This window comes from Larkinella fluvii (genome assembly GCF_051857545.1).
GTDB lineage: Bacteria > Bacteroidota > Bacteroidia > Cytophagales > Spirosomataceae > Larkinella.
The window spans coordinates 369,099-387,131 of record NZ_JBPZHB010000007.1 but is presented as its reverse complement, the minus strand read 5'-3'; the positions used below and the strand labels follow the sequence as shown (position 1 = coordinate 387,131).

Genomic DNA, 18,033 nt, shown 5'->3' with positions numbered 1-18,033 from the left:
TAAAGGGGCTTTAAGTATCGGCAAAAGCCTCTTTAGGGTTTGGGGCATTTCCTTATGAACATTGCCATCATCATATTAGCCGCCGGAACCTCCTCCCGGCTGAATCACCAGCCCAAGCAATTGATTGAGTGGGAAGGACGTACGCTGCTCCGGCGGGTGGTCGATACCGCCCTGGCAACAACGTTTCGGCCCGTCGTAGTAGTCGTTGGTGCGAATAAAAACCGCATCGCACCCGAATTGGAAGGGTTGCCCGTGACCATTATCGACAACCAGCACTGGCCGCAGGGCCTGTCGTCGTCGGTAAAAACCGGTCTGGCGGCCGTATATCTGACCCAGAAAGAGATCGACGCCGTGGTGTTTCTGCTCACCGATCAGCCCCACGTCGACAGGGGTTTATTGTTGCAACTGGTGCAGGTTTACGAGGAATCCGGGAAAGGCATCGTGGCATCCGGCTACGCCAACAGCCTCGGCGTTCCGGCGTTGTTCGACCGCAAATACATCAGTGAACTGCTCAGTCTGGAAGGAGATCAGGGCGCGAAATGGATCATCAAAAACCATCCGGACGACTGTGCCGAAGTACCCTTTGAACCGGGAAGCATCGACCTGGATACAAGCCAGGATGTCGAGCGGTTTTTAGGGTTGTGAGACAGCTTTTGCCAGAAGAAAACCGTCTTTGTCGCAATTGCCCCGCTTTAAAGCCGCACCAGCAACCCTCCACTTTCCATTGCACACCGTATTTTTGTGAATAACCTTACAAAAAGATGAGAAAACTAAAACTTCAGGTGCAAATGACCGTCGATGGGTTCATTGCGGGACCAACGGGCGAAATGGACTGGATGACGTTCGACTGGGACGATGAATTGAAAACGTATGTGGGGGCATTAACCGACCCGATTGACTGCATCGTACTGGGACGCAAACTGGCAGAGGGGTTCATTCCCTACTGGGGTTCTGTGGCCGAAAATCCTGACAATCCGGAGGTTTCGGCCGGCATAAAATTTACGGAAACCCCCAAAGTCGTGTTCACCAAAACCCTCGAAAAGTCCGAATGGGAAAATACCGTGTTAGCCAAAAACGACCTGGTTGACGAGATCAATGCCCTGAAAAATCAGGACGGCCAGGACATCATTGCCTATGGCGGAGCAACTTTTGTATCGGCGCTCATCCAACACGATCTGATTGACGAATACCATTTGTTGATCAATCCCGCGGCCATTGGGAACGGGATGCCGATTTTCAACAAAGTTAACGGCCTTCAAAATCTAAAACTGGTCAAATCGGTCGCTTTCGACTGTGGGATAGTTGTCCTTCACTACGAACCCAAACGCGGCTAGTACACGCGTCTTTGCTCTCTATTCTATTGTCTAACTTCCCTAAAAGTCAACCCGGTAATAGAAAACCGGCAGGAAGCCCAGTTGGTATTCCCGCTTGATGAATGTGCCGTCGGGTTGGGGGGCGTAGCTCAGGCTCAGGATGTTTTGAATGCCCAGCACATTGACGAAATCAACGGCGATGGTGTGCGTCAATCGGTTGCGGTTTAGCTTGTAGTCGACTTTCAAATCGAACCGTCGGTAGTCCGGAAACTGGAGCGTGTTGCGGTTGGCTGTCTGGTAAATGATGTCCTGAGCAGCTTTCGATTTGGCTTCGTCGACCGGTCCATACCAGCGTCCACCGATGGCCGTGAATTTGGCTCCCACACTCAATGTGTTTCGGCCCAGCGTAAATTCCTTTGCAAAAACCGCGTTGTACGCATATTTTCCGTTAAAATCCGTATTTCGCAACACGCCGTCGGAACCTTTGTATTTGGCATCGAAGAGTGAACCCGTTATCAGAAAATAGTAGCCGTCGCTGAAAAACTTCTCCAGGGTCAGTTCCGCCCCGTAGTTGCGGCCAGTGCCTTTATTAACCATACGACCCGGAAAAACACGGGAGAAACTCGCTCCGGTATTCAAAATAGAAAACGAGCTACTCTGCTCTTCAACCGGTACGTTGAACAGTTTCTGGTAATACGCTTCCACTTTTAACCGCAGGTTCCGACCCGGAAGCCAATCGTACGAAGTCACATAGTGCCAGCTTTTGGTTAGCCCCAGATCCCGGCTGAATTGTCCGCCCGAGGGAGAACTCTGTTGATCGAATCGATAAAAATAGATGTAAGTAGGTTGAATCTGACTGTGCAGTCCAACCGCAACGCTGAGTTTTTGGCGGTTTGGTAAATCCCAGGCCAGACCGGCGCGGGGTTCGATGGGTGAAAAACTGTTTTGGTTGAGTGAAAAATACAGGCTCGTCAAACCGGCGCTCAGGGTCAGCCGGTCGGCCAGATTGACGCGCCATTGCACGTAAGGCTGCACCAGCAGCGCCGACTGCCGTGAATTCCAGCGGATTTGCCAGGGCTCTAACTGGGTCGGCAGATTGGGCAAAATCGTGACGTTCCGGGCACTATCGACAAAGTTGAAGTGATATACATCGGCGTTCAAACCGACTTTCAGCGTGCTGCGCGGGCTAAATTTGTGGTTAACCGACGCAGCCAGGGAGGTTTTGGTGTCGGCAAAACGGTATTCCAGCACCTTGGCCTGGCTCGTTATTTTGTACCGGTCGTTTTCGACCACCGGCCGGCCGTCGGCGTCGTTCTCAAAGAACAGATAGTTGTGGTGCGTAAACTGCACATAACCCGATTGGGCCAGTGTAGCGCGCAGAAATGTCCGACGGTTGAGCGGTTTTTCGTAGGTCGCGCCCACAACGCCCATGCGGGAGGTGTAATATTGATCGCGGTCGTTTTGGCCGTAAATATTTCGGTCCGAAACTTTCTGTTCACTGATCAGCACGTCGATGGTGCTGGTGCCGCCGAATCCCCAAAAAGCCAGCCGGGCGTTGTTTTTGAGCGGGAAATTAAACCGGAACGAAGCATCCTGGTAGGTGGGAACGGCCTGGGTTCCAATGTCGATACCGGCTTTGTTGAACAGCCAGAGGTTGGCGTAGCGATAGGTCACAAAATAAGACGAGCCGGTTTTTTTGGAAAGCGGTCCTTCCAGCGCGGCTTCGGTACCGAGAAAACCAAACTGGAGCGTCCGCTGGTGTTTTTCGTTGTTGCCGTTGCGCAGGCGGAGGTCGAAAACACCGGCAATTCCGTTGCCAAATTCCGCCGGAAAGGCCCCCGTAAAAAAGTCGGAATTGGCCAGCATTTTGTTGCTGATGATGCTCACCGGTCCGCCCGTGGTTCCCGAAACCGCAAAGTGGTTCGGGTTCGGAATGCTGACGCCCTCGACTCGCCAGAGAACCCCGCCCGGTGAGTTTCCCCGGATAACAATGTCGTTGCGCGAATCATCAGCCCCCTGCACCCCGGCGAAATTAGACGCCATCCGGGCGGGTTCGCCCCGGCTTCCGGCGTAGCGGTCGGCCTCATCGACGGTAAATTGCCGGGCCGAAACCACCGCCATTTCGTTGCGGGCGTCGCCGGTTCGCTGCGCCTTGACGGTGACGCTGGCCAGTTCCGTAATGGCTTCTTCCAGATCGACGTCCAGAATGGTCTCACGCCCCGCATCGACAATGATGTTGTTTAGCAGAGCCTCTTTGTAACCAATTCGGGTAATTCGAATGGTTCGTCGGCCAACCGGGACATTCGGGATGCGGTAGTGCCCGGATGAATCCGTGAGGGCTCCGGCCGTGATCCCGGTAGAATTCGTAGTCAGAATCTGAATGGTAACGTCGGATAAGGGGTATTTGGATTCCTTGTCGGAAATTCGGCCCCGGACGGTTTGAGTGAGTGCAGATTGGGCGAAAGCAGAATGAAAGCAAAAAAAGAAAAGCAGACTGGAAATGTAGTTCATAGATCGGAAGAACTCTATTAATTTACAAGAGACAATAGCACAAAGAGAAGAACGAACCCAATAACCGTTCCCCGCCCGGTTCGGTTAAACCGTCGCCCTTCCCGCTGGCGTTCGGCTTTGGTCATGTGCTTGTAAAGCTTCATATTTTTGGTGAAAATCCGACCCAGGAAATAAAATCCGCCCGCCAGAACACCCATGCCCAACAGAATGACTAGTACAGCGGCAAACCCATGATTGGTACAAATTAACTGGCATGCTAAACCGCTGGCTGCAACGGCTAAAAAAAGACTCGTCAAAAACAGAAGAAAGTAAGCAATTTTGGTACCGGTATGGGGCTTTTCCCGAACGACCGGATCAGGGTTTTGATTCGAATTGAGAAGCTGATTGGGCGTAAGTTGCGGCAGTGTGTCTGTTTTACTTACTTCTGAATACGTAATGATACGCTCGCTGGCCACGCTGACCGATGGTTCCGGGTGAATTATGGTCCGGCCACTGATGCCACCCGCTATGCCGTACGCCATGAAGTTGATCAGAAACAAAACCGCGTAGCTGTGTTTCTGAAACCAGAACCGCTCTGTCGAAACCAGATCCGGCAAGCGAAGGGCGACATACTGGTTGAATTGAAACCGGACCAAAACCAGTCCGCCCAGCAGAAACGACAGGTACCAGCCCGGCTGGTCGGCCAGAAGCGAACTGCCCAGAAGCAGACCCAGAACGGCATTCGTACACTCCGACAGGACAATCAGCCCGGCGGCCACTTTGGGATGTCGGCTGGCGAAGAATGCCAGAGAGTTTAGGGTCATAGGGCCAGGGGGCGCGCGATTATGGTTCCAATTACCAATGAAAAAAGACAATTGGAGGATAGAGACAGCACGATCCGTCGATCAAGTTTGCAAATATTTCTTTATGATCCCGGTGAAAGTATGACAATTTACTAATCGGTCAAAAAAAACGGTGCGGTTTCCCGTCTGGAAAACCGCACCGTAGTCAGAACAAAAAAAGTAATCTTTACAAAAGCCGCTTGATAAGTTGGTCGACCGTGATGCCCTCGGCTTCGGCTTTGAAGTTCCGGACAATGCGGTGACGGATGATGGGGTAGGCAACGGCGCGAACGTCTTCGATGTCCGGCGAATACTTCCCGTTGAGAAGGGCGTTGCATTTGGCCGCCAGAATCAAAGCCTGCGACGCCCGTGGTCCGGCACCCCATTCCAGATACGTATTGGCATCGGGTGAACCCATTTCGGTATTCGGACGGGTTTTATGCACCAGTTTGACGGCGTATTCGACCACATTATCGACCACCGGAACCCGGCGCACCAGGTGTTGAAAGGCCAGCAGTTCGTCGCCCGATAAGACTTTTTGTACCTGGTACTTTGCGTCGTTGGTTGTCGACTTCACAATGTCCAATTCCGACTGGTACGATGGATAGTCCAGGAAAACGTTGAACATAAACCGGTCCAACTGCGCTTCGGGCAGCGGATAGGTCCCTTCCTGTTCGATCGGGTTTTGGGTGGCCAACACGAAAAACGGGCGTTCGAGGGGGTATTTCTGTCCGGCAATGGTCACAGAATATTCCTGCATGGCTTCCAGCAGAGCAGACTGCGTTTTGGGCGGAGTCCGGTTGATTTCATCCGCCAGAATGATGTTGGCAAAAACCGGCCCTTTGATGAATTTAAACCGCCGTTCCTGATCGAGCGTTTCGGAACCCAGAATGTCCGACGGCATTAAATCCGGGGTAAACTGAATCCGGTTGAAACTCAGGTCGAGCGCTCCGGCGATGGTCTGGATGAGCAACGTTTTGGCGAGACCCGGTACGCCCACCAACAGACAGTGTCCCTGGCAAAAAATAGCCGTCAGCAAAAGCCGCACGGTTTCTTCCTGACCGATGACTACTTTCGAAATCTCACTCTTTAATCGTTTATACGCTTCATTCAGCGCTTCAGCAGCCTCAACGTCAGAATTATATTGTACCACAGGATAGGAGTTAAGAGTTGGAAGTTAAGAGTTAAGAGTTAAGAGTTAAGAGTTGGGAGTTGGGAGTTGGGAGTTGGGAGTTAAGAGTTCGCTTTTAATTTTTAACTCTTAACTCTTAATTCTTAACTCTTCTAAGGTCCTTCGGTTTTTTGGGCACCTAGAATATTGCAGCTTCGGTATTCCGGGTCCACATTGATGTAGACATCGCTGACGGCTTTTCGGAACCAGGCGTCGATGGCGGTGTTCTTTTTGTTCACCATGACAATGTTGGCAATCTTCTCGAAATCGTCTTTCAAACTGGCCGTGTGTGGGGCCACCTTCCGTTTGTAATACAACAGTCGTACGGCACTTTTTCCATCTTCCAGCCGGTAATCCATCGGCGGGCTGACACTGCCGACTTTCATCGTATCCAGTGTCATGAACAGGGTGTAGTCCATGTTCTGGTCGTGGGGCATCAGCGTGCTGTTCGACTGCTGATCGCGAATGACGCCACCGGCATCAGCCGTCATTTTATCCTCGGAAAAGTCTTTAGCGGCTTTTTCGAATTTGATACTGTCGGCGACGATCAATGTCCGCAGGCTGTCTAGAAACCGGCGGGGTTCGGTCAGGTCGAGCCGGTTGTAGTCGGGCCGGAGCAGGATGTGACGGGCGTGGTATTCAGCCCCGCGCACTTCAATAAGCTGAATCAGGTGAAGACCAAACTCCGATTGAACAATGTCCGACATTTCGTTGGGTTTCAGCTTCATGGCCGCGCCCTCGAATTCGGCAACCATCGCCCCGCGTTTGGCAAAACCCAGGCTACCGCCTTTCTGGGCAGAACCGACGTCTTCGGAAAATTCGGTGGCTAGTTTGGCAAAATCTTCGCCTTTTTCAACGCGTTCCCGCAGGGCCAGCAGCCGCTTTTTCAATTCTTCGGTCTGTTCTTTGGTTACTTTGGCCAGACGCACAATGTGTCCGATTTCGACTTCAGCCGGGATATAGGGCAAGCTATCTTTGGGAATGCCGTTAAAAAACTTGCGGACCTCGTTAGGACTCACCTTCACATCGTCGGTGATTTTGGTCTGCATCCGTTGCCCCAGCATCTGTTCTTTCACTTCTGTCCGGAGTTCACTTTTCAGCGCTTCAATGCTTTTTCCGTAGGCTTCGACGAGGTTCTTTTCCGAACCGAATTGCTGAATCATGTACGACATCCGACCGTCCATCTGGTTTTCGATCAGCTTGTCGTCGACCGTAACGGAGTCGATTTCGGCTTTGGCCAGCAATACTTTCTGAACAACCAGGCTTTCCAGAAGCTGGCAATCGGCCGGGGCTTTCTGATTCTGTTGTGCGTATGACTGCCGGGCCTGTTCCAGATCCGACTTTAGCACGTAGTAATTATCGATTTTCGCAATGATCTTGTTTAAACTGACTCCTTTCCCCTGCGAATAGGAGGGAGACGATACGGAAACGAGTAGCGCCGTCAGTATAAAGGAGGAGAGAAGGATTGATTTCATTAAGAACTTCATTCAGGTTTATTATTCAATATTACGGATTTCGGCAGGATTTATTGATATGCCGAAACGGTGAATCTGTTAAATGATGTTAAGAAATAGCCTATTTGGCCAGCTTGCGTACCTCCTCTTCGTTCATTTGCACCGGATACTGTTGCTTGAGCCGGTCGAGCCACTGCTTTTCCAGAACTCCTTGGTAGTCGTTAATCACCGCTCCCCGCGCTTCGTCGAAGGTTTTCAACCGGGGCGGATCGATGTGGTCGATCTTGATGAGCGCCACTTTTCCGTCGCGCCGGATGGTGGTCGTTCCCGGTTGCCAGGCAACGGCGTCGAGGAAGGGGTTGGCCCCTTTGGCAAAAATCCCTTCCGTCAATTTAACAGCGCCCGGTTGTTTGGCATTCAGAATCTTCTCCACATCTTTTTTAGACGTCGAAAACAACTGAAAGGTCACGCGCCGGGCCTTCTCATTTTTACCCGGTCCGGTGGTGGGGCCGGGCCGGAATTTTCCGTAGTCCTTTTCCATGATCCGGACAATCGGAATGCGGTTGGCCGTCAGGAAATTTACCACGGTCCGAATCCGGCTTGCCGAAACCGTATCCCGCTCCGTGGCATCGGCTGATCCGGAAACCTCCACGAGGTAGTCGGAGTTTTTAATCATCAACACCAATAAATCAAACAGCGTTTCCCGCTGCTTGGTAGTCAGCGCACTTTGATTGACGCCGTAGTTCAGTTCTTCGACCGACCGCCGGAGCTGGTAGGGACTCTTCGCCAGCATTTCAGACGCCTGCTTGAGCATGTCGTCGTTTGGAACCTCCAGAATCGATGCCGCAGCCCGCTGGTCGTAGCGGTATTTTTCCTTGTGAGCGTCGTAATAAGCCCGTTGGCCAACCGAATCGACCAGTGATTTTTCCCAGACGTTGATTTCCATTGCCTGCGAAAGCAGCACGCCATCGCGGATGTCGTTCATCAGCGAGCGGAATTCGGGGTACTTCTTTTCCAGAGCGGCCTCTTCCTGTTCGATCACTTTATCATCGACAAACCGCCGGAACAACCGCTCCATCTGCACCCGCGCTGAAGAACTCGGGTCCTTGCGGGGCTGCTGACGGCGCACCACGGTTTCCAGAAATTCATTCGCGGTATAGGGTTGTTTGTTGACCAGCACAATCGGTTTTTTTTCAATGGCCGCGTCCAGCGTTGCCGGCAGTTTCCATTTGCCCGTCAGCAAACTGCTGTCGGCCATGGCGAGGGTTTTGGCCAGCACGTCGGGCGATTCGGTCACGGTATAGGTTTTCCGAAGCCGCTGCACCAGTGCCTGGCGCACTACTTCGGCCCGGGTGTCGGTTACCACTTTCTGCCGCAAGGCCCCCGCCATCGATTCAAACGATTCCAGGGGTTGCCGTTCAATCAACCGGACAATGTGCCAGCCGTAATTGGTTTGAAACGGTTTGGAATAACTGCCGGGTTGCGACAACCCGTAGGCGGCTTCCTCGAACGGTTGCACCATCTGGCCAACACCAAAGACGGGTAAAACACCGCCGGTGTTGCGGGATTCGCGGTCGTCGGAAAATTCTTTCACCAGCATGTCGAACGGTTCACCTTTCTCCAGCCGTCTGTAGGCTTCGTCGATGCGGGCTTTGGCGGCCCGCTGGCCTTCGTCACCTCCGCCGGATGTGGTCGCGCTGGGGCTGATCCGCACCAGGATGTGCGCGACATGAATCTTGCCCCGGTTGGCCCGCTTGTCCAGCACTTTCACGAGGTGATAACCCGACCGCGACCGCACCGGTGCCGAAACACTGCCGACGGGCGTGGCGTAAGCGGCCAGTTCGAGGGGATAAACGACCTGAAAAGCCGTCAGGTAACCCAGATTCCCGCCGTTCATCGCGGCTGTGGGATCTTTGGAGTATTGCCGGGCCGCCGTTGAAAAATCGGTACCAGCCAGTAGCTGTTTCCGAACATCGAGGGCCTGATTATAGGCGGCCAGCGTGTCGGCCGGGGCCGCATCCTCGGCCACGGCAAACAGGATGTGCGAAACGTTGACTTCTTCCTTTAAATGCTGGTAGGCTTCCGCCGTCAGGTGTTCAATGACTTCTTTATCATTGAGATACGATTGCGCCAGTTGCTTCCGGTAGGTGGTAATTTCTTCCCGGAAACCTTCCGTGGTGTCGCGCCCTTCCTGTTCGGCGGCCATCACTTTCAGTTTCAGGTTGGTAAATAGATCGATGTATTCACGCAGATCCGTCCTTCGGGCCGAATCGCCATTGATTTGATTTTTGGTAAACGACTGAAAAAACTCGTCGGTGGTGAATGACTTGTTGCCCAGTTTCAGAATAACCGGTTCGGGTGCTTTGGTAACGACGGGTGCCGAGGATTTGCAGCCTGCCAGCAGACAGAGCAACACGATACCGGGCACTTTTTGTGAAATACGGTTTGAAGTCAAAACAGGTATGAATTAGAATCGGTTATCTACTTTTTTAACGACTGGAAGCGGGCTTTATTTTTATTCTTTTGAGCCGAATGTCATAGTCGACCTGGTATTCAAACGAATCGCGCAGGTGTCGTCCCGAAAACCGGGCCGGTACGTGCATTGCCGTCTCCTTCTTTTGGCGGTCGTTGCTGCTGTCCCGCAACTCGACGCTGCTTTGCCCCAGAATGTCGTCTTTATCCAGCCGGTCGGTCAACTGAACACCCATTCCGGCGGCTGCCAGGGCTGTAGTAACGTATTTCAGGGGTGTCAGCAGTTCGGCGCCGATCTCGAAAAAGCCGACCGGCACCTGAATCCAGCCGTTGATGTCGCGAACGCGTTTGATCCATTGCTGGGCCTGGCTGTAATCATCGACTTCGATCAGCAAAAGGGACGCAACGACCTTGCCGCCTTTCGGCATGGACACTTGCACAGGAGCCTGATTTTCAAAGGATAAAACCGCTCCTTTCTGAACCTTTTCTACACCCCAGGCGCTGGAAGCCACACCCACCAGGCGGTTTTTACTATCGAATGCCGTGAGCGACCACGTCATCATCAGCTCGTCTTTCCGGGTTAGCGTCTCTTCCAGATTGACCGCTTTAAGCTGACTCAGTTTCATTTCCGCCGTGAGCGGTTTTTGACTGGAGCAGGCAGAAACAAACAGGATACCAAATAAATACAGAAATTTCATACGAGGTTGATCAGGCAATTTCTTCAATGACCGACGCGCCTTCCGAGCCGTCGCCGTTGGTCCATCGCCAGCGTTCGTGCAGACGGATGCGACCGTCGGGTAGTATTTCAGGTGTGGAACGACAGACACCCGTCCGGAAGTCACCGTCCGTATTCAAATGCTGATACACCATGTCTAGTTCCCCGTCGGTCAGCACTTTCGCGACGAGAAACCCTTTTACCACCGAACCGCCCCGGTATTCGGCCCAGACCACCTCGCCATCCTGGTGATACCAGAACGTCGTCGCGGCACTCACTTCCCCGTTGTCGGTATTGGCAACCGAACCAAAGATCTTCTTGTCGTACTGCATCAGTCAATGGTTGGTTCCTGCTGGCTTAGACAATGAAAAGTGCCTAACCCCCAAACGATTTCGGTCGCGTCGATGCCCACTACGTTCCGGGTTGGGAAACAAGAGGTAAGAATATCGAGAGCCGTCTGGTCTTTCTCGCACCGGAAGGTTGGCACAATCACCGAGCCGTTGGAAATGTAAAAATTGGCGTAAGAAGCCGGCAACCGCTGTCCTTCGCTAATGACCGGGTCGGGCATGGGCAAATCGATGATATTCAGTTGCTTGCCGTTGAGCAAGCGCATGGCTTTCACCTCCTGATGAATTTCCTGCAGGAACGGGTAATTCTCATCGTTGGGGTTGTTTTCGGTCGCCACCACCACGGTGTCCTCGTTGACAAACCGGACGGTATCGTCGATGTGTCCGTCCGTATCGTCGCCGACAATGCCTTCTTCCACCCACAGCACTTGCTGAACCCCGTAATAATCGCACAGATACTGTTCAATCTGGGCCTGGGTCAGGTGCGAATTCCGGTTTTGATTCAGCAGACACGCCCGGCTGGTCAGAACCGTGCCTTTGCCGTTGAACTCGACCGCGCCCCCTTCCATGACAATGCCCGGATTGACATAGGGCAAGTGCCGGTAGTGGGCAATTTCGACCGGAATAAGCCCGTCCCGTTCGTACGGCGGATACTTTCCACCCCAGGCGTTGTATTCCCAGTTGACGATAATTTTTTCTTTCGAGACGGGATTGATCAGGAAGGCCGGGCCGTGGTCGCGGCACCAGGAATCGTTGGTCGGGTGGGGCAGGAGCGTCACTTTTTCCAGATCGATTCCCGCCATTAACAGCCGCATTTTGGCCGTTTGAATGACGGTTTCGTTGTGGGCGTTGATGCAAACCTGCTCACTTTCGCTGATGGCCCGAATAAACTCCAGGTAAGCCGGAAACATCAATTCCTGCCGTTCGTTCGACCATGACGCTTCGGTATGCGGCCAACTGAGCCAGGTTGCGACGTGCGGATGCCATTCGGCCGGGAAGAAAAAACCGTTCTGAGCCGGAATAAAATGGAGATTTGACGAATGATGTTCGGATTGTATATTCATGTAATTTTTGCTATCACACCACAAAACTACAAAATTATGTCGGCTTACGGGTTGCGAATCTTTCTGATGATGGGTTTGTGCGGGATCGTTTCGTTGGCATCGGCTCAGGAGCGTTTGCTCAGCGATTCGGAGTTGAACGGACTGAAAACCTGGTTTCCGGTGAACAAACCCGCTGATGTACCCGGTATGAAAATACCTGACTCATTCAGGGCAACCGGTTTTGAAACGATTGCACAACTGGTGGATAGTATAGCCCGTCGGGAATCCGTTCAGGCCGTGCGGATTACTGCCGAAGTTTTGCAAAAGGGCCATGGTGAACGACTGTCCGAACTGAAAGACTTGCGGGTTATGTATCTGGAAGTTGATTCCGCAACGGCATCTCGGGGTTTATGGGAAGCTGTTAGCCAACTCAAAAAACTACAGCGACTGACAATCGTTCAGGTTTATTCGCCCGCAACGGGCCGGGTTTCGACCCTGACGCTCCCCGCTTTGTTGCAGCAGTTAACGCAGTTGGAGCGGCTGGAATTACATCTGTGGCGGTCGGATCTGACGCAAACTTTTTCAACGCTGGCCGCTATGCCTACTCTTCGAAAACTCATTTTTTCGGGAAACGGAGATACGACGCCTTTTCCTTCGGAACTGGCGCGTGTCGGGCAGTTGACATCGTTGACCATTCAAAGCGGGAAAAACCTGGTTCAAATTCCGGAATCGCTGGGTGAATTGAAAAAGCTCAAAGAGTTGAATTTTAATTATCTCCAGGTTGATCCAGACGTTGATTGGTCCATTCTTTCCAGATTAAGCGAACTGGAAACATTACGAATGTCTTACACCAATCTGAGTGCCCTGCCTGATCTTCGGAATTTGAAAAAACTGAAGTCTGTTGATGTTCAGGGTAATCCACGGTTAACGATCCCGGAGGGTACTCTGGAAGGGGTACTAACGCTTGAAAATCTAAACCTTTCGAACTGTAAATTAAAGCAACTTCCTCCGGCCCTTTACAAGCTCAGTGGTCTCAAAGAGTTGAACTTGTCTAATAATGCCCTGGGCGAGTTGTCGGCGGAACTGGCTAATTTAAAGCGACTGGAAGTATTGCAGGCTAGTGGGTGTCAATTGCGAAAACTACCGGCATCGTTGGGGGAGTTAACCAGCCTGAGGGTGCTGAATCTAGCTGGAAACCAGCTCGATACGCTGAGTTTTTCGCTGGAAAAATTAACCGGAATTACCGCTTTGTCCATCTACAACAACCAGTTACGGTTTTTACCCGTATCCATCGGGCGCTTAACGGCCCTGGACCGTCTGGATTTGTCGAACAATAAACTTATCCAGCTTCCAGAAAGCATCGGTGACTTATCGAACCTGACCGAATTGATCTTGATGATCAATCAGTTAACGAGTTTGCCTGCCGGAATTGGAAAATTAAGCAAACTCCAGCAACTGATGGCATCCGAGAATCAATTGCGGCAACTTCCCTCCGAAATGGGAAAACTTCATCGACTAAAGAGACTTGTGCTGGCTTCAAACAAACTGACACAACTTATGGAAACGATAGCCGAACTGGATTCTCTGGAGGGAATTGTGCTGAATGATAACCGGTTTTCCACTGTGCCTGGTGTGTTGTTCCGGCTTCCTACTTTGCAGGAATTGAATCTACTGAATAATGAACTGACGTCGGTTTCTTCGGAAATAGGCAAGTTAACCCAATTGACGTACCTGGGATTATCCGATAATCGCTTGTCCGGACTGCCCTCAGAACTGGGGAAATTGACAAAACTTCAAATCCTTCTGCTCGCTAATAATCCACTGGAGGTGTTACCGGAGAGTCTTTCACAGTGTCGGAATCTCATCACGCTTTTAGCCACCAACACAAAGTTAAAAACATTGCCTCAGGACATCGTTCGCCTTGATAAATTGCAAACTCTTGATCTTTCCGCCAACGAACTGACCATTCTACCCGCTGCACTGGGTAACCTTTCCGAACTAAGATCCCTGCGGCTAGGAAAAACCCGGCTGCTGGCCCTGCCGGAATCCATCGGCCGATTGACGCACTTGACATCATTGCAGATCGGGGAAATGCAGGACATTTCAACCACCGATAATGCCGGTTTACGACAGTTGCCCGACAGCATTGTTTATTGTCAGGAACTCACTGACTTACAGCTCATGAATCAGTCGGAATTGGATGGTGATGATACTTTTGAGAAGATTCGTAAGCTGCCAAAATTGGTGTATCTGACCTTGTCTCATTGCAACCTGGAACGGATTCCGGAAATAGACTGGAAACGTTTTCGCATACACCAGCTTTTTCTCACGCACAATCGCCTGACCGAACTACCGGTCGAAATTCTGGATAGCCCTGATTTGCAGCGTATTCACCTAATTGAAAACCTCCTGCCGCAACCTTTGAATACCAACTTTGGCAGTAGAGATGTGCTGCAACTGGCGTTTGTTGAGGCCGGTTTGCTGAAATTGGAAAAAATGACCAAGCCCAACCGTGGCATTGCCTATTCGTACGCACAGAGAGCTTTTCAGAAGGCCAGTCAGCGCAACTGGACAGAAGCCTTTGCCAATTTTGAAAAGGCCATCGATTACGCTTCCGATACCCTGCGGATTGTGCTGTATGTGCAGCGAGCCGACATGCATGTTTTTCGGAAAGAATACGCCGAAGCCATCGCCGATTACGATCAAAGTATTTCGCTGGCGGATCGATTGACGAAAGGCGTTCCTTCGCAACAGCCGTTTCAGAAGCAGCAGTTTGTTCAACCCGCCGTGGGGGCTTTGCGTGGTCGGGCCAATGCGAAGGCGAGATTGGGGCAGGTAGACGCGGCCAGGGCGGATATTGAACAGGCAGTACAGAGATTGGGGGGCATCACAGGAAATCCGGAACTGAAAGGAAACTTATTAATTGAGCAGGGGCGGTATTTAACGCTGAAAAATAAACTGCCGGAAGCGAATCAGAGTTACCGGAAAGCACTGGAGGAATACGAAAAAATGCCGTACGCCAATACTGGCATCAAGCTAACGGTAGTCGAACTACAGATTATTGTGGAGCAGCCGGATCAGGCGCGTACGGCGTTACAGAAAATTGACAAACGAGAATTTCAGGGCGGTAATGCCCTCCTGGAAAAATACCTGGAAAACAGCATTCAGGTGTTGAAGGGAGAAAAACCGGCTGCGGCTATTTTGGATGATTTGAAAACGTACGTAACCAGCCACTCCGAGCGAATCATGGGGTGGAGCTTCGAATTATACGAAAACTGGCTGTCGAGGGCCGATTTGCCGGCGGAAAAGCGAACGGTTTTGCAGCAAATGACGCAGCTTGTGAAGGAGCGGCTTCCGAAACTGGACTGAGCTAAAACACCTTGCTCCAGGCAAAACGAACGAGCAGCAGCCCGACGAATCCAACCAGAATGTAGGTAAAGGGAATATAAGTAACGGCGTAGATGCGGGTTCGGTCGATGATCCAGAGAATGCCGATGAGGGCCGCAATGAGCGTCATGAAGCCCGACAGTTTGCCAAAACCGGGAATGTAGGCAAAAGGTAATTTGCGCTTGATGAGCATCAGCGTGGCTACCATCGTCAGCACCGGCAACACCTGCGTGACCAGGTTCATCCGCCAGATGCTTTGCCGTTCGAAGAGGAACAGATAGACGTTTAATGTAAAGGCGAAAATGCCGGGAATGCAGGCTAGGTACACCAGCGTCGCGTACACAAACCGCCACCGCCAAATCTCCTCCGCCTTCTCGCCCGACCACATATTGACGACAAATGCCAGTGCCGGAATGGCCAGCAGAAAAACCGTCAGAAGGGCTGGGTTGGCAGAAACGGCGTCGAAGAAATCCTGTAGTGTCATGATTATAAAATTATTTCGCGGAGTTGAGCGGAGAAAGAAGGAGTTAAACGGAGTTATTAATTCTCTCCGCTTAGCTCCCTTTTTTCTCCGCTCATCTCCGCGAAACAACTCTTGTTACAACGTCAGCAGATAACCAATCGTAAAGTTTGCATCCCAGTCGAAGACGAACTGGTCGCAGTTGGTACCGTCGGCGATGGCTTTGTAGATGTTGACACCGGCTTTGGTTTTGGCTTCACCGGATGTATACGCCGATGGAGCGTTCAAAACCGTATAACGCTCCTTGCCGTTCCGAACTTGCTTGGCCAGCTCGAAAGGAACCCCGCCAATGATAAAACAGGTCTTGCGATTGGCCGCCGGAATTTTTTCAGAAAGTGCTTTCACCTCGTTGTACACTTTGGTATCATCATCGCCATTCTGGAAATATTTGGCACCGTAGCTTTCCAGCGCAGCGGTTTTGCCACCCTCTTTCCACGAAATCTTGGTGTTTCCGGAGCCAATGTCAACCACAAAACCATTGCTTTCAAAATCTTTCGGCAAAACCGACCGCAACGCCAGACGACCTTCCTGTTCGGCGGTTACGGTATTGACCACGTAGTTGAGTGACTTTAACGCCTTGATGATTTTCTGGGTATTGTCGGCTTTCACTGCTCCCGAGCTGACGACAAAGTGAATGTCACGGCCAGCTACCCCGAAGTTCAGCATCTGGGAAATGTATTTTTTCAACCCTTCGCGAACGTCCTGGTCGGTGGCCATATTTTCCAGCACCAGGCTATTCCCAAATTCGGATTTCTCCAGTTTCCAAGCTTTCTGCGCGTCAACCGTAATGATGAACGAGTTAAAACCGCTGGCCCCCAATTCCACGACGCCTTTCAACTTGCCGTTTTGCGGGGCCGGTGGGGTGTAGTTGAACGTTGGACGCGAACCGGCTTCGTCGGTCGCTTCCGTGTCGGCGGGTTTGGCGCTTTCTTCAGACGTCGCTTCCGAAGAGGTCGACGGCATCGACGGCGAGTCAGATGTTTGTTGTGCGGTTTCTTTCGGGGCTAGTTTTTTCAGTAAATCGACTCCACCGATGTATTTAAAACCAAAATAGATGCCGGCCAGAATCAGGGCCGTGATGAGAAGCCTTCCGGCTACGGTTAAGCGTTGCATGGTTTGATCAATTGTGTGAATTAGTGATTTTGTGAATTGTTTATTGAGTGGATTGTGATTGAGCGATTGAGTGAAAGGAAGGTCATTGATTTTTCACTCAATCGCTCAATCACAACTCACTCATTAATCCAGGAGACTCCGGTAACCGTCATCTTTCGGCGGGTTGACCTGCCGACTGGCGGGTGTGGCTGGGGGGGCTTCGTCCAACTTGATGATTTTGAATTCACCGTGGTTGTAGGCTTCCAGCAAAGCCTGGCCTTTGTCCGAAAGAATGCCGTTCTGAATGTCGACCGAGTTGATGAAGTCCATCGACATATCCATCGCCCGCTTCATTTCGCCGAGCTTTTTGCTCATGTCGTCCTGAATATATTCCATCGACTCGTCGAAGTAAAACTTCTTGTCGGGGTCGCCTTTGAAGATGCTAATGGCCGTCCGCAAAGCGCTGGAGCTTTCCTTCACGATCTGGTATTCCGCTTCTTTCAGTTTGACCTTGATCTCGGTTTCCTTGATGATGTAGTCGGCGCTTTTATTCACTTTCTCCATGAATTCCAGCACCGTCCGCATGTTGCGCTGAAGCGGTTGCAATTTCTCGTTCATTTCCTGCAAACCGGCGCCTTCAATGGTGGCGAGTTGGGCGGCTTCCCGCATACCGGGCCGGTCGGTCATGGCATTGGCTTTGTTGGCTTCGGCAAACTTCTGCTTGATCACCTCGTTGTTCTCGGTAATTTTCCGGTTCAGTTTCACCAGTTGTCCCGCCAGTGTGTCAATCTGTCCCTGCATGCTGCGTCGTTTGTCTTTCAGATCGTTGACGTAAATCTTCATGATCGCAATCGGATCGAGCTGAATCACGAGACCTGTCAATTTCCGCATCAGCGTTTTATACAGGAAGAAAACCGCAGTCCGCACATCCTTACTCGTAAAGAGGAAGATCAGGAAGCCCAGAACCGCCAGCAGACCCGCCAGATACAGCGTATTTTCGGTAACCTTGATCAGAAATTCAACGATCCGGTTGAAGTATACTAATCCCATGGCACCGATGGCGGCCAGAAAAAACAGCCCCGCGATGCCTTCCGGGCGGCTCCAGAACGAACGCTTGTCGCCGTCCTCGGTTCGGCCACCCACTTGTGAAAAATCAGGAGTTGATGCCATTGTTAAGTGTAAGGTTT

Annotated in this window: 14 protein-coding genes; 3 read left to right on the top strand and 11 right to left on the bottom strand. The window is 51.6% G+C overall.

The annotated features are described in order from the left end of the window. Positions 1-54: 54 nt before the first annotated feature. Both ACS5NO_RS20530 and ACS5NO_RS20525 read left to right on the top strand, forming a co-directional pair. Entirely contained in the window at positions 55-645 is a 591-nt protein-coding gene (locus ACS5NO_RS20530) for a nucleotidyltransferase family protein (protein WP_439416868.1), read from the top strand. A gap of 116 nt (positions 646-761) precedes the next feature. Further along, the gene (locus tag ACS5NO_RS20525; RefSeq protein ID WP_439416867.1) at positions 762-1,334 is read left to right on the top strand and encodes a dihydrofolate reductase family protein; all 573 of its coding nucleotides are present in this window, start codon (positions 762-764) and stop codon (positions 1,332-1,334) included. A gap of 39 nt (positions 1,335-1,373) precedes the next feature. Here the strand turns inward: ACS5NO_RS20525 and ACS5NO_RS20520 are convergent, their stop codons facing one another. The 8 genes from ACS5NO_RS20520 to ACS5NO_RS20485 all read right to left on the bottom strand — a co-directional run bounded on the left by ACS5NO_RS20520 (position 1,374) and on the right by ACS5NO_RS20485 (position 11,868). Then, positions 1,374-3,824: a carboxypeptidase regulatory-like domain-containing protein gene (locus ACS5NO_RS20520; protein ID WP_439416866.1), complete on the bottom strand. Its 2,451-nt coding sequence runs from the start codon at positions 3,822-3,824 to the stop codon at positions 1,374-1,376. 17 nt (positions 3,825-3,841) lie between these two features. Beyond that, positions 3,842-4,627: a hypothetical protein gene (locus ACS5NO_RS20515; RefSeq protein WP_439416865.1), complete on the bottom strand. Its 786-nt coding sequence runs from the start codon at positions 4,625-4,627 to the stop codon at positions 3,842-3,844. A 205-nt stretch (positions 4,628-4,832) separates the two neighbouring features. Further along, positions 4,833-5,798, bottom strand: a complete 966-nt coding sequence (locus tag ACS5NO_RS20510; protein WP_114409524.1) for an AAA family ATPase — start codon at positions 5,796-5,798, stop codon at positions 4,833-4,835. 131 nt (positions 5,799-5,929) lie between these two features. Beyond that, positions 5,930-7,291, bottom strand: a complete 1,362-nt coding sequence (locus ACS5NO_RS20505) for a peptidylprolyl isomerase (RefSeq protein WP_114409523.1) — start codon at positions 7,289-7,291, stop codon at positions 5,930-5,932. A gap of 100 nt (positions 7,292-7,391) precedes the next feature. After that, positions 7,392-9,725, bottom strand: coding sequence for a peptidylprolyl isomerase (locus tag ACS5NO_RS20500; protein ID WP_439416864.1), 2,334 nt, complete (start codon positions 9,723-9,725; stop codon positions 7,392-7,394). 34 nt (positions 9,726-9,759) lie between these two features. Continuing rightward, positions 9,760-10,440 carry a hypothetical protein gene (locus ACS5NO_RS20495; protein WP_439416863.1) on the bottom strand — a complete coding sequence of 227 codons (681 nt, stop codon included), beginning with the start codon at positions 10,438-10,440 and terminating at the stop codon, positions 9,760-9,762. A 10-nt stretch (positions 10,441-10,450) separates the two neighbouring features. After that, positions 10,451-10,789: an avidin-fold protein gene (locus ACS5NO_RS20490; protein ID WP_439416862.1), complete on the bottom strand. Its 339-nt coding sequence runs from the start codon at positions 10,787-10,789 to the stop codon at positions 10,451-10,453. Next, entirely contained in the window at positions 10,789-11,868 is a 1,080-nt protein-coding gene (locus ACS5NO_RS20485; RefSeq protein ID WP_439416861.1) for an agmatine deiminase family protein, read from the bottom strand. The genes ACS5NO_RS20490 and ACS5NO_RS20485 overlap by 1 nt, the downstream gene beginning before the upstream one ends. 36 nt (positions 11,869-11,904) lie before the next feature. Here ACS5NO_RS20485 and ACS5NO_RS20480 point away from each other — a divergent pair, with 36 nt between their 5' ends. Further along, the gene (locus ACS5NO_RS20480; RefSeq protein WP_439416860.1) at positions 11,905-15,216 is read left to right on the top strand and encodes a leucine-rich repeat domain-containing protein; all 3,312 of its coding nucleotides are present in this window, start codon (positions 11,905-11,907) and stop codon (positions 15,214-15,216) included. Between the two features lies 1 nt (position 15,217). Here ACS5NO_RS20480 and ACS5NO_RS20475 read toward each other — a convergent pair whose 3' ends face one another. The 3 genes from ACS5NO_RS20475 to ACS5NO_RS20465 all read right to left on the bottom strand — a co-directional run bounded on the left by ACS5NO_RS20475 (position 15,218) and on the right by ACS5NO_RS20465 (position 18,016). Continuing rightward, positions 15,218-15,718, bottom strand: coding sequence for a hypothetical protein (locus ACS5NO_RS20475; protein WP_439416859.1), 501 nt, complete (start codon positions 15,716-15,718; stop codon positions 15,218-15,220). A gap of 114 nt (positions 15,719-15,832) precedes the next feature. Beyond that, on the bottom strand, positions 15,833-16,867 hold the full coding sequence (locus ACS5NO_RS20470) for a hypothetical protein (RefSeq protein WP_439416858.1): 1,035 nt from the start codon (positions 16,865-16,867) through the stop codon (positions 15,833-15,835). Positions 16,868-16,990: 123 nt separating this feature from the next. Continuing rightward, positions 16,991-18,016, bottom strand: coding sequence for a hypothetical protein (locus tag ACS5NO_RS20465; protein WP_439416857.1), 1,026 nt, complete (start codon positions 18,014-18,016; stop codon positions 16,991-16,993). Positions 18,017-18,033: the final 17 nt, after the last annotated feature.